General features: G+C 60.3%; 14 protein-coding genes and 2 pseudogenes. 4 read left to right on the top strand and 12 right to left on the bottom strand.

Going from position 1 to position 16,938, the window contains the following annotated elements; all coding sequences use genetic code 11:
* Positions 1-320: 320 nt before the first annotated feature.
* Positions 321-2,909 (bottom strand): glycoside hydrolase family 2 TIM barrel-domain containing protein, encoded by a 2,589-nt coding sequence (locus tag EDF56_RS19815; RefSeq protein ID WP_243652720.1) that lies wholly within the window; start codon positions 2,907-2,909, stop codon positions 321-323.
* A 563-nt stretch (positions 2,910-3,472) separates the two neighbouring features.
* On the opposite strand from EDF56_RS19815, the gene EDF56_RS19810 reads away from it, so the two are divergent.
* Positions 3,473-4,534 carry a nucleoside hydrolase gene (locus EDF56_RS19810; RefSeq protein WP_243652719.1) on the top strand — a complete coding sequence of 354 codons (1,062 nt, stop codon included), beginning with the start codon at positions 3,473-3,475 and terminating at the stop codon, positions 4,532-4,534.
* A 70-nt stretch (positions 4,535-4,604) separates the two neighbouring features.
* Positions 4,605-5,942, top strand: coding sequence for a family 1 glycosylhydrolase (locus EDF56_RS19805; protein WP_132390768.1), 1,338 nt, complete (start codon positions 4,605-4,607; stop codon positions 5,940-5,942).
* Positions 5,943-6,259: 317 nt separating this feature from the next.
* Here the strand turns inward: EDF56_RS19805 and EDF56_RS19800 are convergent, their stop codons facing one another.
* A complete protein-coding gene (locus EDF56_RS19800; protein WP_132390766.1) occupies positions 6,260-6,799 on the bottom strand; it encodes a HutD family protein in 540 nt (179 codons plus the stop codon).
* Positions 6,800-6,863: 64 nt separating this feature from the next.
* A pseudogene (locus EDF56_RS19795) lies at positions 6,864-7,281 on the bottom strand (tyrosine-type recombinase/integrase); the annotation flags it as partial.
* A 284-nt stretch (positions 7,282-7,565) separates the two neighbouring features.
* On the opposite strand from EDF56_RS19795, the gene EDF56_RS19790 reads away from it, so the two are divergent.
* Positions 7,566-7,733: a DUF1328 domain-containing protein gene (locus tag EDF56_RS19790; protein ID WP_132390764.1), complete on the top strand. Its 168-nt coding sequence runs from the start codon at positions 7,566-7,568 to the stop codon at positions 7,731-7,733.
* 209 nt (positions 7,734-7,942) lie between these two features.
* On the opposite strand, the gene EDF56_RS19785 is transcribed toward EDF56_RS19790, so the two are convergent.
* The 4 genes from EDF56_RS19785 to EDF56_RS19770 form a co-directional block, all read right to left on the bottom strand.
* Positions 7,943-8,716, bottom strand: a complete 774-nt coding sequence (locus EDF56_RS19785; RefSeq protein WP_132390762.1) for a M12 family metallopeptidase — start codon at positions 8,714-8,716, stop codon at positions 7,943-7,945.
* Positions 8,717-8,785: 69 nt separating this feature from the next.
* Positions 8,786-9,448: a hypothetical protein gene (locus EDF56_RS19780; protein ID WP_132390760.1), complete on the bottom strand. Its 663-nt coding sequence runs from the start codon at positions 9,446-9,448 to the stop codon at positions 8,786-8,788.
* A 212-nt stretch (positions 9,449-9,660) separates the two neighbouring features.
* A complete protein-coding gene (locus tag EDF56_RS19775) occupies positions 9,661-10,194 on the bottom strand; it encodes a hypothetical protein (protein ID WP_132390758.1) in 534 nt (177 codons plus the stop codon).
* A 60-nt stretch (positions 10,195-10,254) separates the two neighbouring features.
* Positions 10,255-11,181 carry a hypothetical protein gene (locus EDF56_RS19770; RefSeq protein WP_132390756.1) on the bottom strand — a complete coding sequence of 309 codons (927 nt, stop codon included), beginning with the start codon at positions 11,179-11,181 and terminating at the stop codon, positions 10,255-10,257.
* Positions 11,182-11,708: 527 nt separating this feature from the next.
* Here EDF56_RS19770 and EDF56_RS19765 point away from each other — a divergent pair.
* Positions 11,709-12,476: a hypothetical protein gene (locus EDF56_RS19765; RefSeq protein ID WP_165912267.1), complete on the top strand. Its 768-nt coding sequence runs from the start codon at positions 11,709-11,711 to the stop codon at positions 12,474-12,476.
* 40 nt (positions 12,477-12,516) lie between these two features.
* Here the strand turns inward: EDF56_RS19765 and EDF56_RS19760 are convergent, their stop codons facing one another.
* The 5 genes and pseudogenes from EDF56_RS19760 to EDF56_RS19745 form a co-directional block, all read right to left on the bottom strand.
* The gene (locus EDF56_RS19760) at positions 12,517-13,539 is read right to left on the bottom strand and encodes an amidohydrolase family protein (protein ID WP_165912266.1); all 1,023 of its coding nucleotides are present in this window, start codon (positions 13,537-13,539) and stop codon (positions 12,517-12,519) included.
* An 82-nt stretch (positions 13,540-13,621) separates the two neighbouring features.
* Complete coding sequence (locus EDF56_RS19755; RefSeq protein ID WP_243652718.1) at positions 13,622-15,325, bottom strand: GGDEF domain-containing protein; 1,704 nt, start codon at positions 15,323-15,325, stop codon at positions 13,622-13,624.
* Between the two features lie 360 nt (positions 15,326-15,685).
* A complete protein-coding gene (locus EDF56_RS26650) occupies positions 15,686-15,820 on the bottom strand; it encodes a hypothetical protein (protein ID WP_279389723.1) in 135 nt (44 codons plus the stop codon).
* Positions 15,821-15,969: 149 nt separating this feature from the next.
* Positions 15,970-16,083, bottom strand: coding sequence for an SDR family oxidoreductase (locus tag EDF56_RS26465; RefSeq protein ID WP_243652717.1), 114 nt, complete (start codon positions 16,081-16,083; stop codon positions 15,970-15,972).
* Positions 16,084-16,229: 146 nt separating this feature from the next.
* Positions 16,230-16,871 (bottom strand): annotated as a pseudogene (locus EDF56_RS19745) (TonB-dependent receptor plug domain-containing protein); the annotation flags it as partial.
* Positions 16,872-16,938: the final 67 nt, after the last annotated feature.

Raw genomic sequence — 16,938 nt, 5'->3', positions numbered from 1 at the left:
GCTGAACGGCGATTTGTGCATGCCCGGCCACGAAAATCTCCACATCGAAGTCGTTTCGTGTTTGGGTATTTTGCCTCGCCGAGTGGAGCAAGCGTGCAGACAAACTCATCGTCAGGGTGAAGTAGTCGCGATTTGCGCAAGAGCTCACCGCTGCAATCCGGGAGACCGGCGCGACGATCGCCTTCGATGCCATTGGCGGCGGCGCATTGGGCAGCGACATCCTGAGCGCAATCACCATCACTCCCGGAGCCGCGGCACTATCCGGTGAGGCGGAAGCTTCGGCGGACATGGGCCGGTCCTAAGCGAACCGGCCTCCTTTTTCATTTCGGAATTACTTCGATGCCCGAGACGATTGCGGGACCGTTGATCGGCTGAAACACCAGATCGAGTGTGCCGTCCGCGACATTGACCGCGATTTCGCGGGTCAGCGCTGTCCTGGCGGCCTTCGCTTCACGGCGAACGTCGATGCGGGCCGCCTCGCGGCCTTCTGCCAGAACCTGGAACTGCCGCGTACCAACGCCTGCCTTCTCGTCCGGTTCGAAGAAGTGCATGCGGACCGTATAGCGCCCGTTCGGCACCGGGATCGCATAACGGAAATCGCCCTCCCGCCAGCTGCCATAGGGCGCCTGGTTCCGTGTGCCCAGCACCGGCCGCACCGGGCCCGGCTCTCCCCCGCGCGACATCGAGGGACGGTCGCGGAAATGCGCCTCCCCGCCTTTTGAAAACACATCCGATCCCCAAAGCACACCATCGGGTGCGCGCTGCTCCTCCAGAGTGCCCGCCCGGATATGATAGAGGCCGGGCCTTCCCTCGAAAGTCCAGGTAATGGCGTCCGAAATCCGCTTCCCGTCGCGCATTCCGGTTGCCTCCAGCCGGTTCTCGCCCGGGTCCAGAGTAACCTCGGGCCAACGGCAAATTCCGACCTCGCAGCGCGCCTCCCCCAGCGAGCGGCCGTTGAGGCTCAGCTGAGCCGTTTCGGTATTCGCATAGGCTTTCACCTCGACCACCGGATAGGGACGCGAGCTGTGGCGCCGTTCGGCCAGATAGAGGGTTGGCTCCTGCGACCAGTTCGCCTTGTAGAAATAGAAAGCATCCTTGCGGGTCTTGCGGTCGAACGTGACCAGGCCCTTGTCATTGGTATCGGTAAGATCGCCTTCGAGCCTCAGCTCGTTCGAGAAATCGAACATGTTCCATACCCAGCTCGCCCAGACATAAGGCCGCGCGGCGATCTGCTTCCAGCTGTCCTCCAGCAGGTGGCTCTGGAACTCCTCGGGATGAGGGCGCCCGAAAGCCGCGATCGGGCCGCCAAGCGGATCGTCCGTATGCTGGGTCAGCGCGCCGCCTGCACCGTACTCGCTGATCGAAATGGGCTGATGCGCAAAACGGCCATGCAGCCGGTCGAGATCGCGACCCAGGAAATCGACGGTATTTCCGTACCAGCCGTGATAGCGATTATAGCCGATCACGTCGGTGATCCCCGCGACGCTGTCGAGCCCCGGCTTGTTCTCTTCCGCGATGGTGCCGCAGCAATCCGCCAGCGTGGCAGGGCGCAAGGGATCTTCCGCATGGACAACGGCCTGCAAACGCTCAAGCAGAGGCCTGGCATTCGAAGCGCCCCGCCCCTTGGCCGCCTCCAGGTTGACCTCGTTGGCGATCGACCAGACCGCGATCGAGGGATGGTTGTATTCCTGCCGGATCAGTTCGCGCAGTTGCTGCTCGGCATTGGCGGCGAAGGCTTCGGTCGTCGTCTCCGAATACCAGGACGCCGAGCGATCGACGAGCGGGATCTCCGCCCAGACGACCATGCCTGCCTCATCCATTTGCCGATAGGTCTCGTTGGCATGCTGGTAGTGCGCAAGGCGAACCGTATTGGCCCCGATTTCCCGGATCATCGCCGTATCCTGCGCGATATCGTCCGGTGTGATCGCCCAGCCTTTCCCCGGCCTGTCCTGATGCCGGGAGACACCGTGCAGCGCGATATGCCGGCCATTGAGCCAGAATCCGCTCTGCGGATCGATCCGCATGGTGCGAATACCGAGCGGTTGCTCCACTTCATCCACCACGCGCCCAGCATGATCGAGCAGGCGGACGTTTACGCGATAGAGGTAAGGGTCGCGCAGTCCGTCCCACAAGTGCGGACTGGCAAGGACGAGTTCGCTTGCGACCTCGCTGCGGCCCGCCCGCTCGCCCGCGGCCGCAGTGCGATACGGCACGAATGACGCCGCAGCGACCCTGCCATCCCGGTCGAGCACGCGGATCTGGAGCTTGCCTGCAGCCGCTTTCTTGGTGCCGTTCTCAAGCCGTGTAAGAACGCGCAGGCCTGCCTTGCCGTTCTCCAGTGCGGTCGTGCTCGCATAGATCCCTGGCCCACCGAAGTCCTCCATCGCAATGCGCAAGGGGGCGGTCACAATCAGCGACGCCGGCCGATAGAGGCCGCCGTACATCGGCCAATCGCCGTTCATCGGGATCACATCGGCCGTCGGCGATCCCTTCTCCCGCGGAGAACTGTTGTCGACCCGAACGACCAGCACGTTCTCGCCGCTCGGCCTGAGAGCGGGCGTCGCATCGAACCGAAAGCCTGCAAAAGCGCCAGCATGGCGGCCGAGGTGCACGCCGTTGACCCAGACATCGGCAACGACACTGGCCGCATCGAATTGCACCCAGACGCGCCTGTTCCCGAGTTTGTCCGGCGTTGGGAAACCGCGCCTGTACCAGCCGCTACCCTTGACGTTCTGGTAGTCTTCCCGCCGCTTCGCAGTCCCGCCCATCCGGTTCCAGTTGTGCGGCAGCGAAACCTTGTCCCATGCGGAAACATCGAAATCTGCACTCTCCGCGCCGGCAGGAAGATCGCCGAGGTGGAAGGACCAATCCGAACCGAGCGGAACGACCTCGCGCGCTGCCAACGGCACGAAAGCGCCGGGAACGCACAAAGAGCACATCGCAAGCAGGGCCGCACGCCTGGTGTGGCTAGGAAACGACATCTTCTTCTCCCCGAAAATTGGTCAGGCCTCTTTTGGTGCCAATATCGCTGCCAAGCGGACTTCTTTTGATCTATCGCCCATTATGTGAAGTAGGCAACCACAAATTGGTACAAACGATTGGCCAGGACGCATGCTTCCTCCACCAAACGGCGCGGCAGTCGCAACGCCACGCTCCCGCTCGGGCGGCCTGCTTCGGCAGCTGAGCGCCCAGAGCTGCCGTCAGGATCATCCTACGCCAATCTTAAAACCCGCCGTTCGATTTTGGTTCGGGCGGAATTATGTTTGGCATTTTGGGGGCGATCCGCCGGCGTCGGATTGTCGCACAACCTCGCGTTGGTTTCGCCTGTCGCATGGCCGTTCACAAAGGCACGGACTTACGCGTTGTCGAAATAGCCCCGGCCAATCGGCACATCACCGCGGGGGGCAAGCTGCCCATAGTTTATTCCTATGGTTGTGTAAAAAATACATATTTTACATGATGCTTCGGATAGATGACAGCACTGGAGAAAATAAGCAGGAGAGGTGCATTGCCCCATATTATGGGTCGTCGAAAATTCGTCGGGTCAACGGTGGCGCTCATAGGTGCTTTGGCGGTGCCCCTCACTGCTTTAGGCAAACAGCCTGCCTTGGCACGAGTGATCCTCGACAACGACTTCGCCGGCGATCCGGATGGGTTGTTCCAGCTTGCTCACCACGTGCTGTGCTCATCGGTAAAGATTCCGCTTATCGTCGGATCGCACCTTCCCGCCAAATTCGGCAGCGGGCACGATGCCCAGGATGCGGCATCGCGGGTTGGCGAAGTTCTCGAAATCCTGAATCTTGCTGGCAAGTACAACGTGATGGCCGGTTCCGAAACGCCGATCCAGTCGCGCACGTCCTGGAAACCCAGTACGGCATCGGCAGCCATCGTCCGCGAGGCCATGCGGGACGACGTTACGGAACCGTTGATCTATGCAGCCGGTGCAGGGCTGACCGATCTCGCGCTCGCCTGGCTGTCTGAGCCGCGTATCGGTCGGCGCATAAAATTGATCTGGATCGGCGGGAATACTCACGCCGGCTTTGGAAATCCCGCGGCCAAGCCGGGCGAGCCTGAATTCAATTTCTCGATCGATCCGGTAGCGGCGCAAGTGCTGTTCAACGAATCCGATATCGAGATCTGGCAGGTGCCGTCAGACGCCTATAGCCAGATGTTGTTCAGTACGGCCGAACTTGAAGAGTTAGGGGCGCAGAGCCGTCTCGGCGCCTATCTCAAGGCTAAGGTCGATGCGATACCAGAGATGTTCGCCAAGATACCGGGCGTTCCGCCGGTGGCCATGACAGATGCCTACGTCCTGGGTGACAGCCCGCTGGTTACGTTGACCGCGCTGGTTCCTCCAATGCAACCAGACCCCACCTCGAGCCGGTACAAGCTGCTGCCAACTCCAAGGCTGCTCGACAACGGAAACTATGCAGAGCGTCCGGGTGGGCGCCCTATGCGAGTTTACACTTATCTCGATGCGGGGCTGACATTCAGGGACATGATGGCGCGTTTCAGGCTTCATTCGGCCGCATAAGCTCCGGAACAAATGCCTGTCTGATTTCACGGCTGGGCATGCCCGCCCGCCTTTTCACCAAGGACTCCCGATGATCGACCGACGTTCAATCATTGCCGGCGCTGCCGCGTTCGCCGCAGCGCCCATGCTTGCCGGAAAGGCGGTCGCCGCTTCTGCGCAGAAGCGATCCTCGCCAGTATCGGATAGTTTCCCTTCCGGCTTCCTGTGGGGCGCCGCCACCGCCGGCCACCAGATCGAGGGTAACAACACGAATTCCGACCAATGGCTTCTCGAAAACGTGCAGCCCACCATCACCGGCGCGCCGTCCGGAGACGCAGTCAACAGCTTCGAACTCTGGCGAGACGATCTCGACCTCGTGAAGAGTATGGGGCTGAATGCCTTTCGCTTCAGCCTTGAATGGCCGCGCATCGAGCCGGAGCCGGGAATGTTCTCGCGCGCCATGCTCGATCATTACAAGGCCATCATCGATGGCTGCCGGGAGCGCGGTATTGCGCCGGTCGTTTCCTTCAACCACTATACGACCCCGCGCTGGTTTGCGGCCCAGGGCGGATGGTTGCATCCCGACGCAAGCGACCTGTTCACCCGCTTCTGCGATCGGGCGGCCAAGCATCTGGCAGCGGGGATCGCAATCGCGACGACTTTGAACGAACCGAACCTGCCCCGGCTTCTGCCCTTCGTGTTGCCCCCGCAGTTCATGGGAGGACTGCGCGCCAATTTGGGGGCGGCCGCAAAGGCGGCGGGCGTGCCGCGCTATGTCGTGGCCAATACCGTATTACCCGAGGATGTCCCCGCACTGACCGCTGCAATGATCAAGGGCCACAAAGGCGCGCGCGCCGCGATCAAGGCAGTGCGCCCCGATCTACCTGTCGGCTTCACGCTGTCGATCGCCGATGACCAGGCCGTCGGTTTGAACTCTATCCGTGATCGGATGCGAGCCGAATTGTACGGAGATTGGCTGGCAGTGGCGCGCGACGACGATTTCGTCGCCATCCAGAACTATGAACGAATTCTGTGGGGCAAGGACGGACGCCTGCCTGCGCCCGCAGGTACGCCGCGCAATTTCCGCGGCGCCGAAGTATATGCCTCGTCCCTGGCCGGAGCGGCACGATACGCCCATCAGGCGACTGGCAAGCCCGTCCTGGTTACCGAGCATGGTGTCGGAACCGACGACGACACGATCCGCGCCAACCTTATCCGCGACGGGTTGCGAGAGCTTCACCATGCGATGGCCGAAGGTGTTCCTGTACAGGGCTATATCCATTGGACGCTGATGGATAATTACGAATGGGGCGCTGGTATCGGCCACGGCGCATTTGGCCTTGCCAGCGTCGATCCGATCACGTTCAAACGGTCTCCCAAGCCAAGCGCCCAGGTTTTGAAGGCAATCGCTCAGTCAAATTCAATATGAGCGGCTTGAGGTGACAGCAGCCGGTCTCGATCACATGTGCACGGGAAGGCGGGCAACTCGGTTTCGCCTTCTCGCGCTTGCTGCCCAAAACGACAGAGGTACTCGATCGCATTGGTAGGGCGGCAACGCGCCCATTCGAAACCTTCGGCGCTGGGCAAAGCCGTATCGTCGATGATCAGTCAGGCCTTGTTGCCGCCGATCAGTTCATCTGCCTGCCAGTTCTCTTCCATCGCCCGCCTCCTTAAAAGCCGGTTCTCCATGAATCACGCATGCAACGCCGAGGGAATTCCGAAAATCAAAACTCTGCCAAAATAATTCTAGCATTCGCTGATGAAATCAATTTGTATCGCGTTGCCCTCAAGTACGGTCTTGCCAGTGAACACGGCGCAGTCCAGCGCTTCCATTGGCGAACTCTCCAGATCCTGCGGTTCCAGCAGGACAAGGAAGGAAGCGCTTGAGCTTGCCATGACTGTGCCTGGACCCCGGCGGGCCATCTTTACGGTACACCCGCCGCGCCGGGTCATGGCATTGAGATCGAGCACCGGACCGCCCGCAGGTTCTCCATATATCTGTGCGCCGCCATCGAAGGGAAAGGGTGCGCTCTGCGGATCAAGCCGGATATCCACTCCGTCGCCTTCAAGGTGCAAGGTGCCTTCCAACACCGCAAGTGTCCTATCGATCCCGAGGAACGTCGAGAAGGCGCCACCATGCTCCACTCTTGCCATGCTGAGCCGCCAGAGGAAGTCGTCCATGCCGGCGCCGGGCGGAAAGACTGCGATTTCTCGGGTCGTTCCGCCACCGTTCTTCCATGGCATTTCGGGGCAGTCCCGAGTTCGTATGATCTGAACGATGCTCATAGCCTGCTGCTAGCGGAAAAAGACGACGTCACCTACCGCAAGTTCCGTGGCTTGATCGATGCCCTCAGTTGGTTGCCCGGGAATGTGCGCCATAGGGTTCAAGGATCGGATAACGCACCGTGTTCTCGATGTTATTGTGGCCGAGAAGGATCTGCACCGCTCGCAGGTTTCCGGTGGCCTTGTAAATGAGCGAGACCTTTGTACGTCGCATCGAGTGCGTGCCGTATTCCCGCTTGTCCAGGCCGACCGTAGTAACCCATTCATCGATGGCGTGCGTACTGTCGCGTGTTTAGGTGACTGAGATAATCGACACGGCTCGGGAAAACAAAGTTGTCTACGTTCCAACCGCGCCTGTCGAGCCAGGCCGTCAAGCTCTTTCGGGCCTCCATCATGATCTCGAACTGGACGGGTCTTCCGGTCTTTTGCTGGATGACGGTTGAGCGGTTGCGGATGCTACCGCGACTGACAACATCACCGATCTTTTAACATGCCCTTCTATCATCCGACCGTCGAGGAAGGGTCGAAAAAGGCGCTGCGTACCATCTGATCTGCTACCCCATCGCCCTCCCGTCCGATCGGGACGGGGCACGCCGGCCGGTGCGTAACGACTTGCCTATCGATGCTCAGGACAACGAAGTGTGAAAGTTCACGCTCCTTGCCGCAGTCTGCCTTCGCAGTGTCTCCCGGAACATAGGGACAGCCCGGAAGTTCTAGAACAGAGCTGGTCGAAAAAGTCGACGCAGCCTTTGTATAAAGGAGAGCCCTCATGTTTCGCTGGGCCATAATTTTTGCAGTTGTTGCACTGATCGCGGCACTTCTGGGCTTTGGCGGCGTAGCAGGCCTTTCCGCCAGCCTTGCCAAGCTCTTTCTGCTGGTCGCGGTGGTCATACTGGTTCTCGGCTACTTCTTTGGTCGAGGCAGAAGGGTACCTTGAAGCATTGATCGGGCTGCACATTCTGGCGATTGCGTTCTTTGCGGTTGTGGGGAAGCGCATTCCGGTGCGGCCCGTGATCTCCAACACGAAGGCGGGCCGCTTGCTGCGCAGCCCGTGTACAATTTGGCTGCATGACTCCGAGCGACATGCAAAATCGAACGGGTCAGTCGGAAGTCGAAATGACCTCCGACTGACGCCGAGATCGCGTTTCACTTCGGATAACAGCTGGCCGCAAATTGATAGTCGAGCTTATCGATATCGACACCACCGAGAATTGGCTGGCCTGATTTCGTGAGGCCGCCCGGAATCTGGTAGCACATGATCGAGTTCGTGTCGGAGCGCGGCGTGCCCAATATGGAACCGTCCTCGATCGGCGTCAGGACTTGTGCGATCACCTCCTGCTCGCTCCAACCCTGGGTTGCCATGTAGAAGCGTATCGCCTTTTGCCGGTCGATGAGATCGACGAGATCGGATCGCATATGCTCGTGAGGGAATCCGAGCGTATGTCCAGTTTCGTGCCGCACAACGCGAACGAATTCGGATTCCGGTGTGTTCATGGTGAAACCTTCCAGGTTCATGGTAGGTTTGTCGCGGTCGATCAGCAGAATATCGGTCCCGAGATAGGACCAGTATCCGCCATCGAGTCCACCTGCCCGGGTGATCCGAACATCGGCCTCGCCATTCGTCTCGGTAAAGCAGACGTTGGCAGTCGCCGACCAGGCATTCATGTGTTCGACGATGCGTTTGCGCAGATCGGCCGGTGGGCTGTCGAGAAATCCGACAGTCAGTTTGACGCCATGGGTCTGCCACTTACGGGCCGTCAGAATGGAAAGGGATGCGCGGTTCAAGGCACGGCCCGGCATCAGGCGGCGCGCGGCAGCCACGGGCGCATGGTTGAGCGGGTTGGTCTCAACGGCAGTGGCGATGGCTTGTTCGATCGATGCCGTCGGCAGGCGCTTTGGCGTACAGGTTCTGACGCACATGGGAAGGTTCCTTTCTCGATTGAAGGTGCAGGCGGCGGCGCGTGCGAGCGCCGCCGGCCGCTCAATCCATCACCCGGCGTTGACAATATCGGCGATTTCCTTCGCCAGCGTTGAGAGCCGGTGGGTATGCTTGTGTTCGACCAGCGCTCCTCGCGTCTGCGACTTTTTGGCCGTGAGTACGACGACGACCTCGTCAGCGGTGATCAAGTCGATGAACGCATTGGTCTTCCGGAACTTTGAGCCGTACTCGAACAGAGTCCCCAATGCTTCGATGAACTCGCGCGCCATGCCCCCAAGGCCTGAGCCTGGAATGAAGCCGGTGAGCCTCAGGCCGAAATTCGTAACCAGGCTGGTAAATGTGTAGGTTTTGTCGGGCTTGAAAGCATAGGCATAATAATCGACCCGGACGATATCCTCTTTCTCGGTAACGAAGGTGATCTGGTCGTCGCCGCCGCCGTATTCGGATGCGACGAACTTTTCCTGGACCATCCCTTCGTAAATCCCGCAACGTACAAGGACGTCGTCCATCGTGCCCATGAGAGCGATGATCTCGCCGAAGGCGTGCTTTCCCTTGCCGCGAAAGACGATGTCCTTGCCGATGAGATTGTGTTTGAAGCCCCGAGTAAGAGGGCCGCTACGCTGACGGCCCTTGAGCCAGTTGGGGCCGAATGACATGCCGCCGATCACGGCGGCTTGGTCCACGATGACCCATCCTGCAGTTACTTCGGTCATTGCAAATCTCCTTTCAGAAGCGAGCCGGCAGGGGATGCCCACGATGCCCACACCGCCGGCATTGGCCGTTTGGCCGCTTGGTTGTGGAAGGGCAGAAGTGCGGAAAAATCCGCATTGGAGGGCATCCGGACACGTCCGGTTCTGGCCCCGGTGAGGCGCTGTGACGGCCACTCACGCTTATGCGTCGTGTGATCCGCTTCGCCTCAAGCGTCCTATAGCGCGCAGAAATAGGGCTCGTTGCTAAGCGGCGTTTCGGTACCGAAGATCGATTGCAGCTGCTGCTTGTTCGCCGGTGTTCCGATATTGATGGTGCCGTCCGTTCGCGTGACGCTGCCGCCTGGCACGTCGAGGAACGCAAGGCTCAGATTGATGAGACTGGCGGTTCCCGTCACAGCAAGGCTGTTGAGGGAAGAGGGGGGCACCGCGCCGCCTGAAATCCACTTTGCCAACTTGTCCTGGGCCGTGGGTATGTCGCTCACGACGCCGACACCGAGGCACAAGGCGGCGAGAGTTGCCGGCTTTGCCCCGGAAATCGAGGATGTGCCGGAGGCTGTGACACTGAGCAGCGGAATACTGTTGAAGGCCTGGCTCCACCAGTCTGGGGCAAGCACGCCGCGACCTTGGGGCGGCTCGGCAATGCGCCGGGCGAGCATGGCACAGATCTGCGAGGCCAGCGACGGCACGCCAAGGTTGCCTGGTAGCCCTGCAAAGACCCCCGCCTGCACGCTGATATAGGGATTGATCATCCGATCCTCCTTAAGTGGACAGGGCCGGCGGGCGCGTTGAGGGCGCCCGCCGGGATTGGGTCAGACGCTTGGCTTGATCTGCGACTGCGGTGTGCCGCCGCCGTTGAAGAAGTTGTTGGCGTTCGCGAACTGGGCAGTCGCGTCGGCGTTCACCAGACCCTGGAAGAGGTTGTAGTCGGGACCGCCCTGGCGAATGCGGCGTGACTGCACGAGCGTTGTCACCTCCGAGTACTTCATGTCGATGTTGACGTATTCCGCAGAGGCGCAGCTCGACTTCAGTTGGGTGAAGTATTCAAGGAAGTTGATCTGCCGCAGCACGATTGCCGAGTAGTCGTAGTAGCCGCCCATCTGATCGGAAACCAAGTAATTCTGGTAGGTGCAGGTGACGACGTTGTAGGATTCCTTGGTGTTGCTGGCGCTGAACACCACGTTGCCGATCGAATTGAGATAGGACGTGAAATCGGTGAGCAGCGAAGCGCCGTCGGTGATGATTGCCTTGGCGATCATGCTCAGGAAATCGCCCGATACCGAGGCTCCAACGAGGCGGTTGGTGTAGGTTTTCTCGACTTGCTGGCCGATGGCAAGATCGGGCAGGTTCTTGACGACATTCACCCAGGTGCCGATGTCCATCGTCTGCAGATTGATGGAAGGATAGCTCTTCTTCATGTAGCCATAGATCAGCCCGCCCATCGCCAGGAGATTGTCGGCGTTCTCCTGCATGATGTCCGAATACTTCGGATCGTCAGGCTTTTGGCCGATGAGATGGAACTGGACGCTGCCCTGATCGGTCGCAACCGAAGGATCGGTACCCGGTGTCGTCGGCGCGGTGGGGGCGTTGGCCGGCGCCGGAGCACCCGGCATTGCCAATGCCGTTACCGGCGCAATGATCGGTGTCGCATGGAAAAAGTCGTGTGCGCGGGCAAATTTAGCCTCGGAGGCTGCGCCTTCCTGCACGGCTCCGGCATTGTATCGTGCTACTGTCGCCATCGGTCTTCTCCTCATTGATCAAGGTTCGGCTGGTGGCGATCGTGAAATCTTGCCCCTCGAAAACACCACCGAAACAGACAAGATTCCGGATTGACCGCGCCTGAGGCGTGTAATGAAACGACAGCCATAAATTGCGGCTCGTTTCGTGATACGCTCGCAGTTGCGCCAAATATCCGTAAATCAAATTAGCCAACAAATCTGCTTCACAGTCATATTGGAGCAGCCGGCTGATGCCTGGCAGTGAAACGTTTTGCACTAATAACGAGATCCGATCATTTTAACTTTCAATTCGGATATTATTGATATCTTAACCATCGATCTATCTTTAGATTCGGGTTCTATTCTGATTCACATTCAAAACATTACAGGATTATTGCGGCATTATGGCTGCGAATTGCCATGGAATGCCGCCTCGGCCTGCCCCGGTGTCGGTCGCATTAGGGCGCAGACAGCCTCGATCGAGGCCTTGATTGCCTCAAGGAGAGAGCGAACTTCAGGGGCGCACGAAGAGGCTGGCCGACGCGATCTTGGCAGACCCGCGCTTCGATGTGGCGATTGAGACGTTTTGCGGGGGCATGTCGCGCTGGTTTCGCGCAGATCCACTACGCCTCCTCGTTTTTGGAGATCTGGGTCAAATGAGCGTCGTTGCCACCGGCTTTGCTCGGCAAGGTGAGGGCGGAATAACGCTTGCCAGGATCATCAAGCTGGTGACAGGCAGCGCTATCGCGTCCTCGCGGCGTGTCAGGGCGCTCTGCGACAATCTAGACCGTATGGAGATTATCTCGCCCTTGCCGGATTGCGGGGGCCGGCGCGAGAAGCCGCTTCGGTTTGGCGGATGGCTGCAACCCGCTTTGATCGCTTGGCTTGAAGTCTTCGTCCAGGCGGTTTTGCCATGGGTGACCGGACCGGTGTTGCCGGACAATGGATCGCTCTTGCGCCTGCTAACGTGGCATTTGAGGGTTGTTGAGGCATGTGGCCTTGCGGTGTTGGAGCCTTGGCCGGAAGTTCGCTTTTTCCTCGAACGTGTCGCCGGATTTCCGTTCCTGATGGAACTGATTGCCGCCGATCCGGCCAAGGCTCTGCTTTCGCGCAAAGGCGCAGCACTCGCCTATGGCGTCAGTCGGCGGCACATTGCCATTCTGGTCTCGCACGCAGAAAAGCAGGAATGGATCGAGGTCGAACAAGGTGGCTGGTCGATTTCGCTTTCCGCAACGAGTCGCAACCGTTTGCGCAAATGGATTGCGAAAGAGTTTGCCATTGCGGTCCTCGCGCTTGATCCGAAGAGAAGGGTTTGAAGAACGGAACCGGTTCGCAGGGGTATCGATGAACCGAGCGTCATTTTATGCGCGGCGGAACATAGGGCGCGGTGTTGCTACGGATAACCGCCCACTCTTCATTTGAAAGCGGAAGCCGGGGGTATCTCTGGTTGTAGTATGTCGCCAAATCGGATGAGAAGGGCCAGTCAGAGGCGGGGAGGAACTGCTTGATGCCAATGCGACGTATCAAGACGACCAGCTTCTCCATGTCCGTCTCGCTGCTGTCTTGATCCCAGACTTCTGCCAGATCGAAGTACAGGTGCTTGCGAAGTGACGGCCGGGCATCCAGCGCATCGGCAAAGGCGCCGAGCGCGCTGAGCGTATTGGCGTCTATCCCTCCCCAGCCTGCGGCATGGGCAATCTGCACGGTCGTATTTCCGGCGGCAGGCAGCACGTCGCGCAAGAATGTCTGGACATCCTGCGCCCCATAGTCCGTGCGTTCAGATCGCATGTGGATGACGATGGCGAAATGGTTGGCCGCAGCGGCTCGGAATACCTCGGCTAACTTGCGCACATGATCTGGATTGCGGAGATCCACGCCGCTGTTGGTCAGATGCAGTTTGACGCCCGTGACAAAGGGATCGCCTTTCCACCGCGCCAGCTCGGGCAGTGCCGTCGGCGTTATCGGATTAACGCTGATGAAGGCCATCAGTCGGTCCGGATGCGCCCGCGCTGCTGCTTCGGTGAAAGCGTTTCCTGCATGAAGAATGGAGGCGTGATCGGGATCGACAGGATCGGCAAATGCGGTCTCAGCCAGATAGGCGGTAGAGAGAAGCGAACCGCCGCGAATATGGGCCGCGTCGAGCTGCGCCAGCAGGTCCTCTACCGTGTTCGCTTTGACAAATTCCGGGCTGCACCCCTCGGGCATTTGCGGGCTGTTGCACATATGCGGCAGGAATTTGACGATTTCCGGCGCATGGACATGGAGGTGATGATCGATCGCGATCGGCGCGATCGACATGTTGGAAACGACGGTTGGTTCAGCGGCGCCGATCGTCGTCAAAAGCACCGCTGCAGCGGCGAAGATGCTGCCAAAACGCATTCTTGTTGGATGCAACCTTGTCATGGATATCCCGCCGTCGTTGAACGAATTCCGCAGTGCCTGTCTTCGAAAGTGGGTCGCCTCAGTTTCCCAAAGCGACCGGGTCGAGATCGTCGTCGCCAGGCTCCGCCGCATCCAGTAGGCGGATCGCAACCTGGTTGCGCCCGCCGCGCTTGGCCTCGTACAGCGCCTCATCAGCGAGACGATAGAGCGTGCGGAAATCGGCGCGCGTGCTGGATTTCGCAATGCCAATACTCACCGTAACCTTGCGGTTGTCGATGGCATTGCCGTGTTCGAAGCCGCTTATCTTCTGCCGAAGGGTGTCTGCAAAGCGCATCAGTTCGAAATCCTCAAGGCCAGCGACTGTCACCGCGAATTCCTCGCCGCCGAGGCGGGCGACAGTGCAGGACGGGCTTTCGTAAGGTGCGATGCAGCGGGCGATTGCCGCCAACACGACATCGCCTGCTTCGTGACCGTAAAAGTCGTTGATCGTCTTGAACCAGTCCACGTCGATCAGGAGCAGGGCCACGGCTTCGCCTCTGCCGTGCGAAGTATCGAGGACGGTGCCGACCCGTTCGATGAAGCCGCGCCGATTGGGCAGCCCGGTCAGTGAATCGCGGCGCGCCAGTTCCTGCGCCTGGGCTTCGGCTTGACGCGCCATGTCGCGCTCCACGCGCAAGCGGGCATGCGAGCGCGAGGCCGCGACGGAGAGCCAGAGCGTCTGCCAGGCCGCCGCAAAGAGCACGAGGATCTGCGATCCACCGCCCCAGAACATCGCGTCCGTATCGATGAAGTTGGTGGAGGCCAGGACGATCATCGGCACCGCCCAGGCTCCGGTAAAACTACGCGCCTCGCTGCTCCCGCGCCGCCAGGCCTGCCCAATGCAAAATGCGACCGCGACCAGGTTGGCGAGAATCAGGATGCCCAGAATGCTGCCAAGCATGTCGATCGGCCCGGACCGCATCAGCGAAAGCGGGATGCCGAGCGCGAATACGCTGCTCGTCAGCCACAGCGCGGTTCTTCGCAGCCAGCGGCTGACGCAGCGCTCTTCAAGCGCGGTGACAGCGCTCAGAGTGGCGAGCGAAATGGCCAGACATGACAGACCCGTGCAGATTTGCGCGGAGATCGCGCCCGCCATGGCGGGAAAGAAGAACAGATGGAGCTGCGACCAGCACGCGCCCCATACGAACATGCAGGCAGCCCAAGCCGCTTGCCAGGCCGAGAACTGTTTGCGCACGGCAAACGCCAGCGAGGCATTGTAGATCGCGCCCGCCAACAGCAGCACGAGTGCCGCGCCGATCGAGGTGGCCAATCCCGTCGTCTGCGTACCTTCCTCGCCTCGCCCGACGAGCCTCATTCGCAGCAGGCGTGCACTAGCCACTTTGTCGAACCGCATGGTCACGCCGACCAGCGGCCTGTCACGATGCGGTGCGCGGAAGGCGAGTTGGCCGCCTGCCCGCCAATGCGAACCGAAATCGCCGCTGCGCACCTCCTGGCGTTCCACGGCCCCGTCGGCGTAGGAGAACATGACGATCAGACGATCGAACCGTGAACTATGGACGATCAGCGAAAGATCGTCGCGCTCGTCCGCTTCCGGCGGCAGCATTGCATGGAGCCATAGCGTTCCCCGCTGATAGCCTTCGGGCTCGCCGCTGCAGGCGAAAGTCGGGAGTCCGCCGTCATCTTCCGCAACCGTCGGGCTGACCGCATGACACAGCGGGCGACCGATCCGCAGCACGTCGGCAGATGCGGGCGCCGACCAGCCGAGCCCCATGCACGCAATCATGCAAGAGGCGATCAGGACCTTTAGAAAGAGGCGCAGGACGGACGATTCGCAAACCATTGCGGCGCGACCTATGGCATAAACGTAATTATATCATAGATGATGAATTGAATTCATCCGTCGCTCGTCCCTTTTGCGTGTCGAGGCAGTCTCGACGACTGGCCATCCGTCACAGAAAACCGGCACAAGTGGTTGCCGACCGAGCCTTGAGCGGTCGCCCCTGATCATCCCCGCCCACCTGCCGTCTCCGCATGCCGGTTAGGTGGGGAAGGGTGACGAGGGCCTGCGGTTCGAGACCTTCGATCAGGCCTAGCATGGGGTCTCCCTATGGTCTTTCAGAGACGATAGGGAGCGCTGCTCTGGTCAGGAGGGGATGCGGCCGCCGTTCACGCCGATCGTCTGGCCCGTGACATAGCCGGTGGCTTCAAGGCATAGCCAGGAACAGGCCTTGCCGATCCCGGATGCTCCGCCGGTTACCAGTGCCGTCTTGCTGCTCAAGTCTTTCTCACCTTTTCCATGGATCAGCCCCTTCCGAGAAAGGACCCGGCCGGCGATGATCGCCGACCGGGCAAGGAGGGACCGTAAACTTCGTTGTGCCTGAAATTCCTTCTGGATGCCGACCTCGCGTCGCGGAAGTCACGGAACGATTACAAGGAGTTGAGGGCTGCGCTCAGCCCGCCATCGACCAAGAGGTCGGTGCCGCTGATGAAGGAGGCCCGGTCCGAAACGAGATATTCCACGGCATCGGCGATTTCGTGCATCGCGCCCTCGCGGCCGAGCGGGAAAGCGGCCCGGACACGATGCCCTCGGCGAAGCGTTGATTGGCGGCAAACTCGTATCCGGTGCGCAGCCGCGCATCGAATGTGGAGCCGGGATCGGCGGAGATCAGCGAGATGATGCCGCCGGGGCTGTTCTTGCCGTAGAACAGCGCCTGTGGACCTTTGAGGACTTCGACCCGTTGCAGATCGAATTGCCCCAGCCTTACGGCGTTACCGTAGCTGATGGGAATGCCGTCTATGTTCAGCGTCACGGCTTGCTCGGTCGACGGGTTCGCAAGGCCCGCGCCGATCCCGCGAAGGTTGATCGAGCCCCCGGTCTGGTTGGTGGACTCGCCTATCACCAGCTGCGGAATGCGCTCGCTGATGGCCGTGAGCGAATTCGTTGCATAGCGTTCGAGATCGGCGCCCGACAGGGCCGAGATCGCCACGGGAACATCGACGGCCCGCTCATCACGCTTGCGCGCCGTGACGATGATTTCAGAGACGCCCTTTTCCGTGACCGGCTCGGCGGGCGCGTTTCCCACCGGTTCCGCCTGTTCGGTTGCGCCTGCCTGTACAAGGTAGGCGCCTTGCGGGGTGCGGCGCGCAATCAATCCGGTGCCTTGCAGCACGAGCGAGAGCGCCTGTTCGGTCGAGTAGCTGCCACGTAGTGCCTGCCCCTGACGGCTGCGCACATCCGATGCGGTAAAGATGATTTCCGCGCTCGTCGCCCGTCCGATCTGGGTCAAGGAGGCGGCGAGGGGCTGTACGGGAATGTTGATCGAGACCATCTGCACGCCGCGTGCTGTGGCAGTACCGGTTGTGGCAGTCGTCAAGACCGCTGCGCCAAGCAGCAGT

Source organism: Novosphingobium sp. PhB165 (genome assembly GCF_004341845.1).
GTDB lineage: Bacteria > Pseudomonadota > Alphaproteobacteria > Sphingomonadales > Sphingomonadaceae > Novosphingobium.
The sequence above is the reverse complement of the archived record's forward strand: the minus strand, read 5'-3'. Positions and strand labels throughout refer to the sequence as shown.

Coding starts and splice junctions, on each gene's coding strand:
- EDF56_RS19810 (WP_243652719.1), top strand. CDS start 3,473: ATGACAGCACTGGAGAAAATAAGCAGGAGAGGTGCATTGCCCCATATT.
- EDF56_RS19805 (WP_132390768.1), top strand. CDS start 4,605: ATGATCGACCGACGTTCAATCATTGCCGGCGCTGCCGCGTTCGCCGCA.
- EDF56_RS19800 (WP_132390766.1), bottom strand. CDS start 6,799: ATGAGCATCGTTCAGATCATACGAACTCGGGACTGCCCCGAAATGCCA.
- EDF56_RS19790 (WP_132390764.1), top strand. CDS start 7,566: ATGTTTCGCTGGGCCATAATTTTTGCAGTTGTTGCACTGATCGCGGCA.
- EDF56_RS19785 (WP_132390762.1), bottom strand. CDS start 8,716: ATGTGCGTCAGAACCTGTACGCCAAAGCGCCTGCCGACGGCATCGATC.
- EDF56_RS19780 (WP_132390760.1), bottom strand. CDS start 9,448: ATGACCGAAGTAACTGCAGGATGGGTCATCGTGGACCAAGCCGCCGTG.
- EDF56_RS19775 (WP_132390758.1), bottom strand. CDS start 10,194: ATGATCAATCCCTATATCAGCGTGCAGGCGGGGGTCTTTGCAGGGCTA.
- EDF56_RS19770 (WP_132390756.1), bottom strand. CDS start 11,181: ATGGCGACAGTAGCACGATACAATGCCGGAGCCGTGCAGGAAGGCGCA.
- EDF56_RS19760 (WP_165912266.1), bottom strand. CDS start 13,539: ATGCGTTTTGGCAGCATCTTCGCCGCTGCAGCGGTGCTTTTGACGACG.
- EDF56_RS19755 (WP_243652718.1), bottom strand. CDS start 15,325: ATGATTGCGTGCATGGGGCTCGGCTGGTCGGCGCCCGCATCTGCCGAC.
- EDF56_RS26465 (WP_243652717.1), bottom strand. CDS start 16,083: ATGCACGAAATCGCCGATGCCGTGGAATATCTCGTTTCGGACCGGGCC.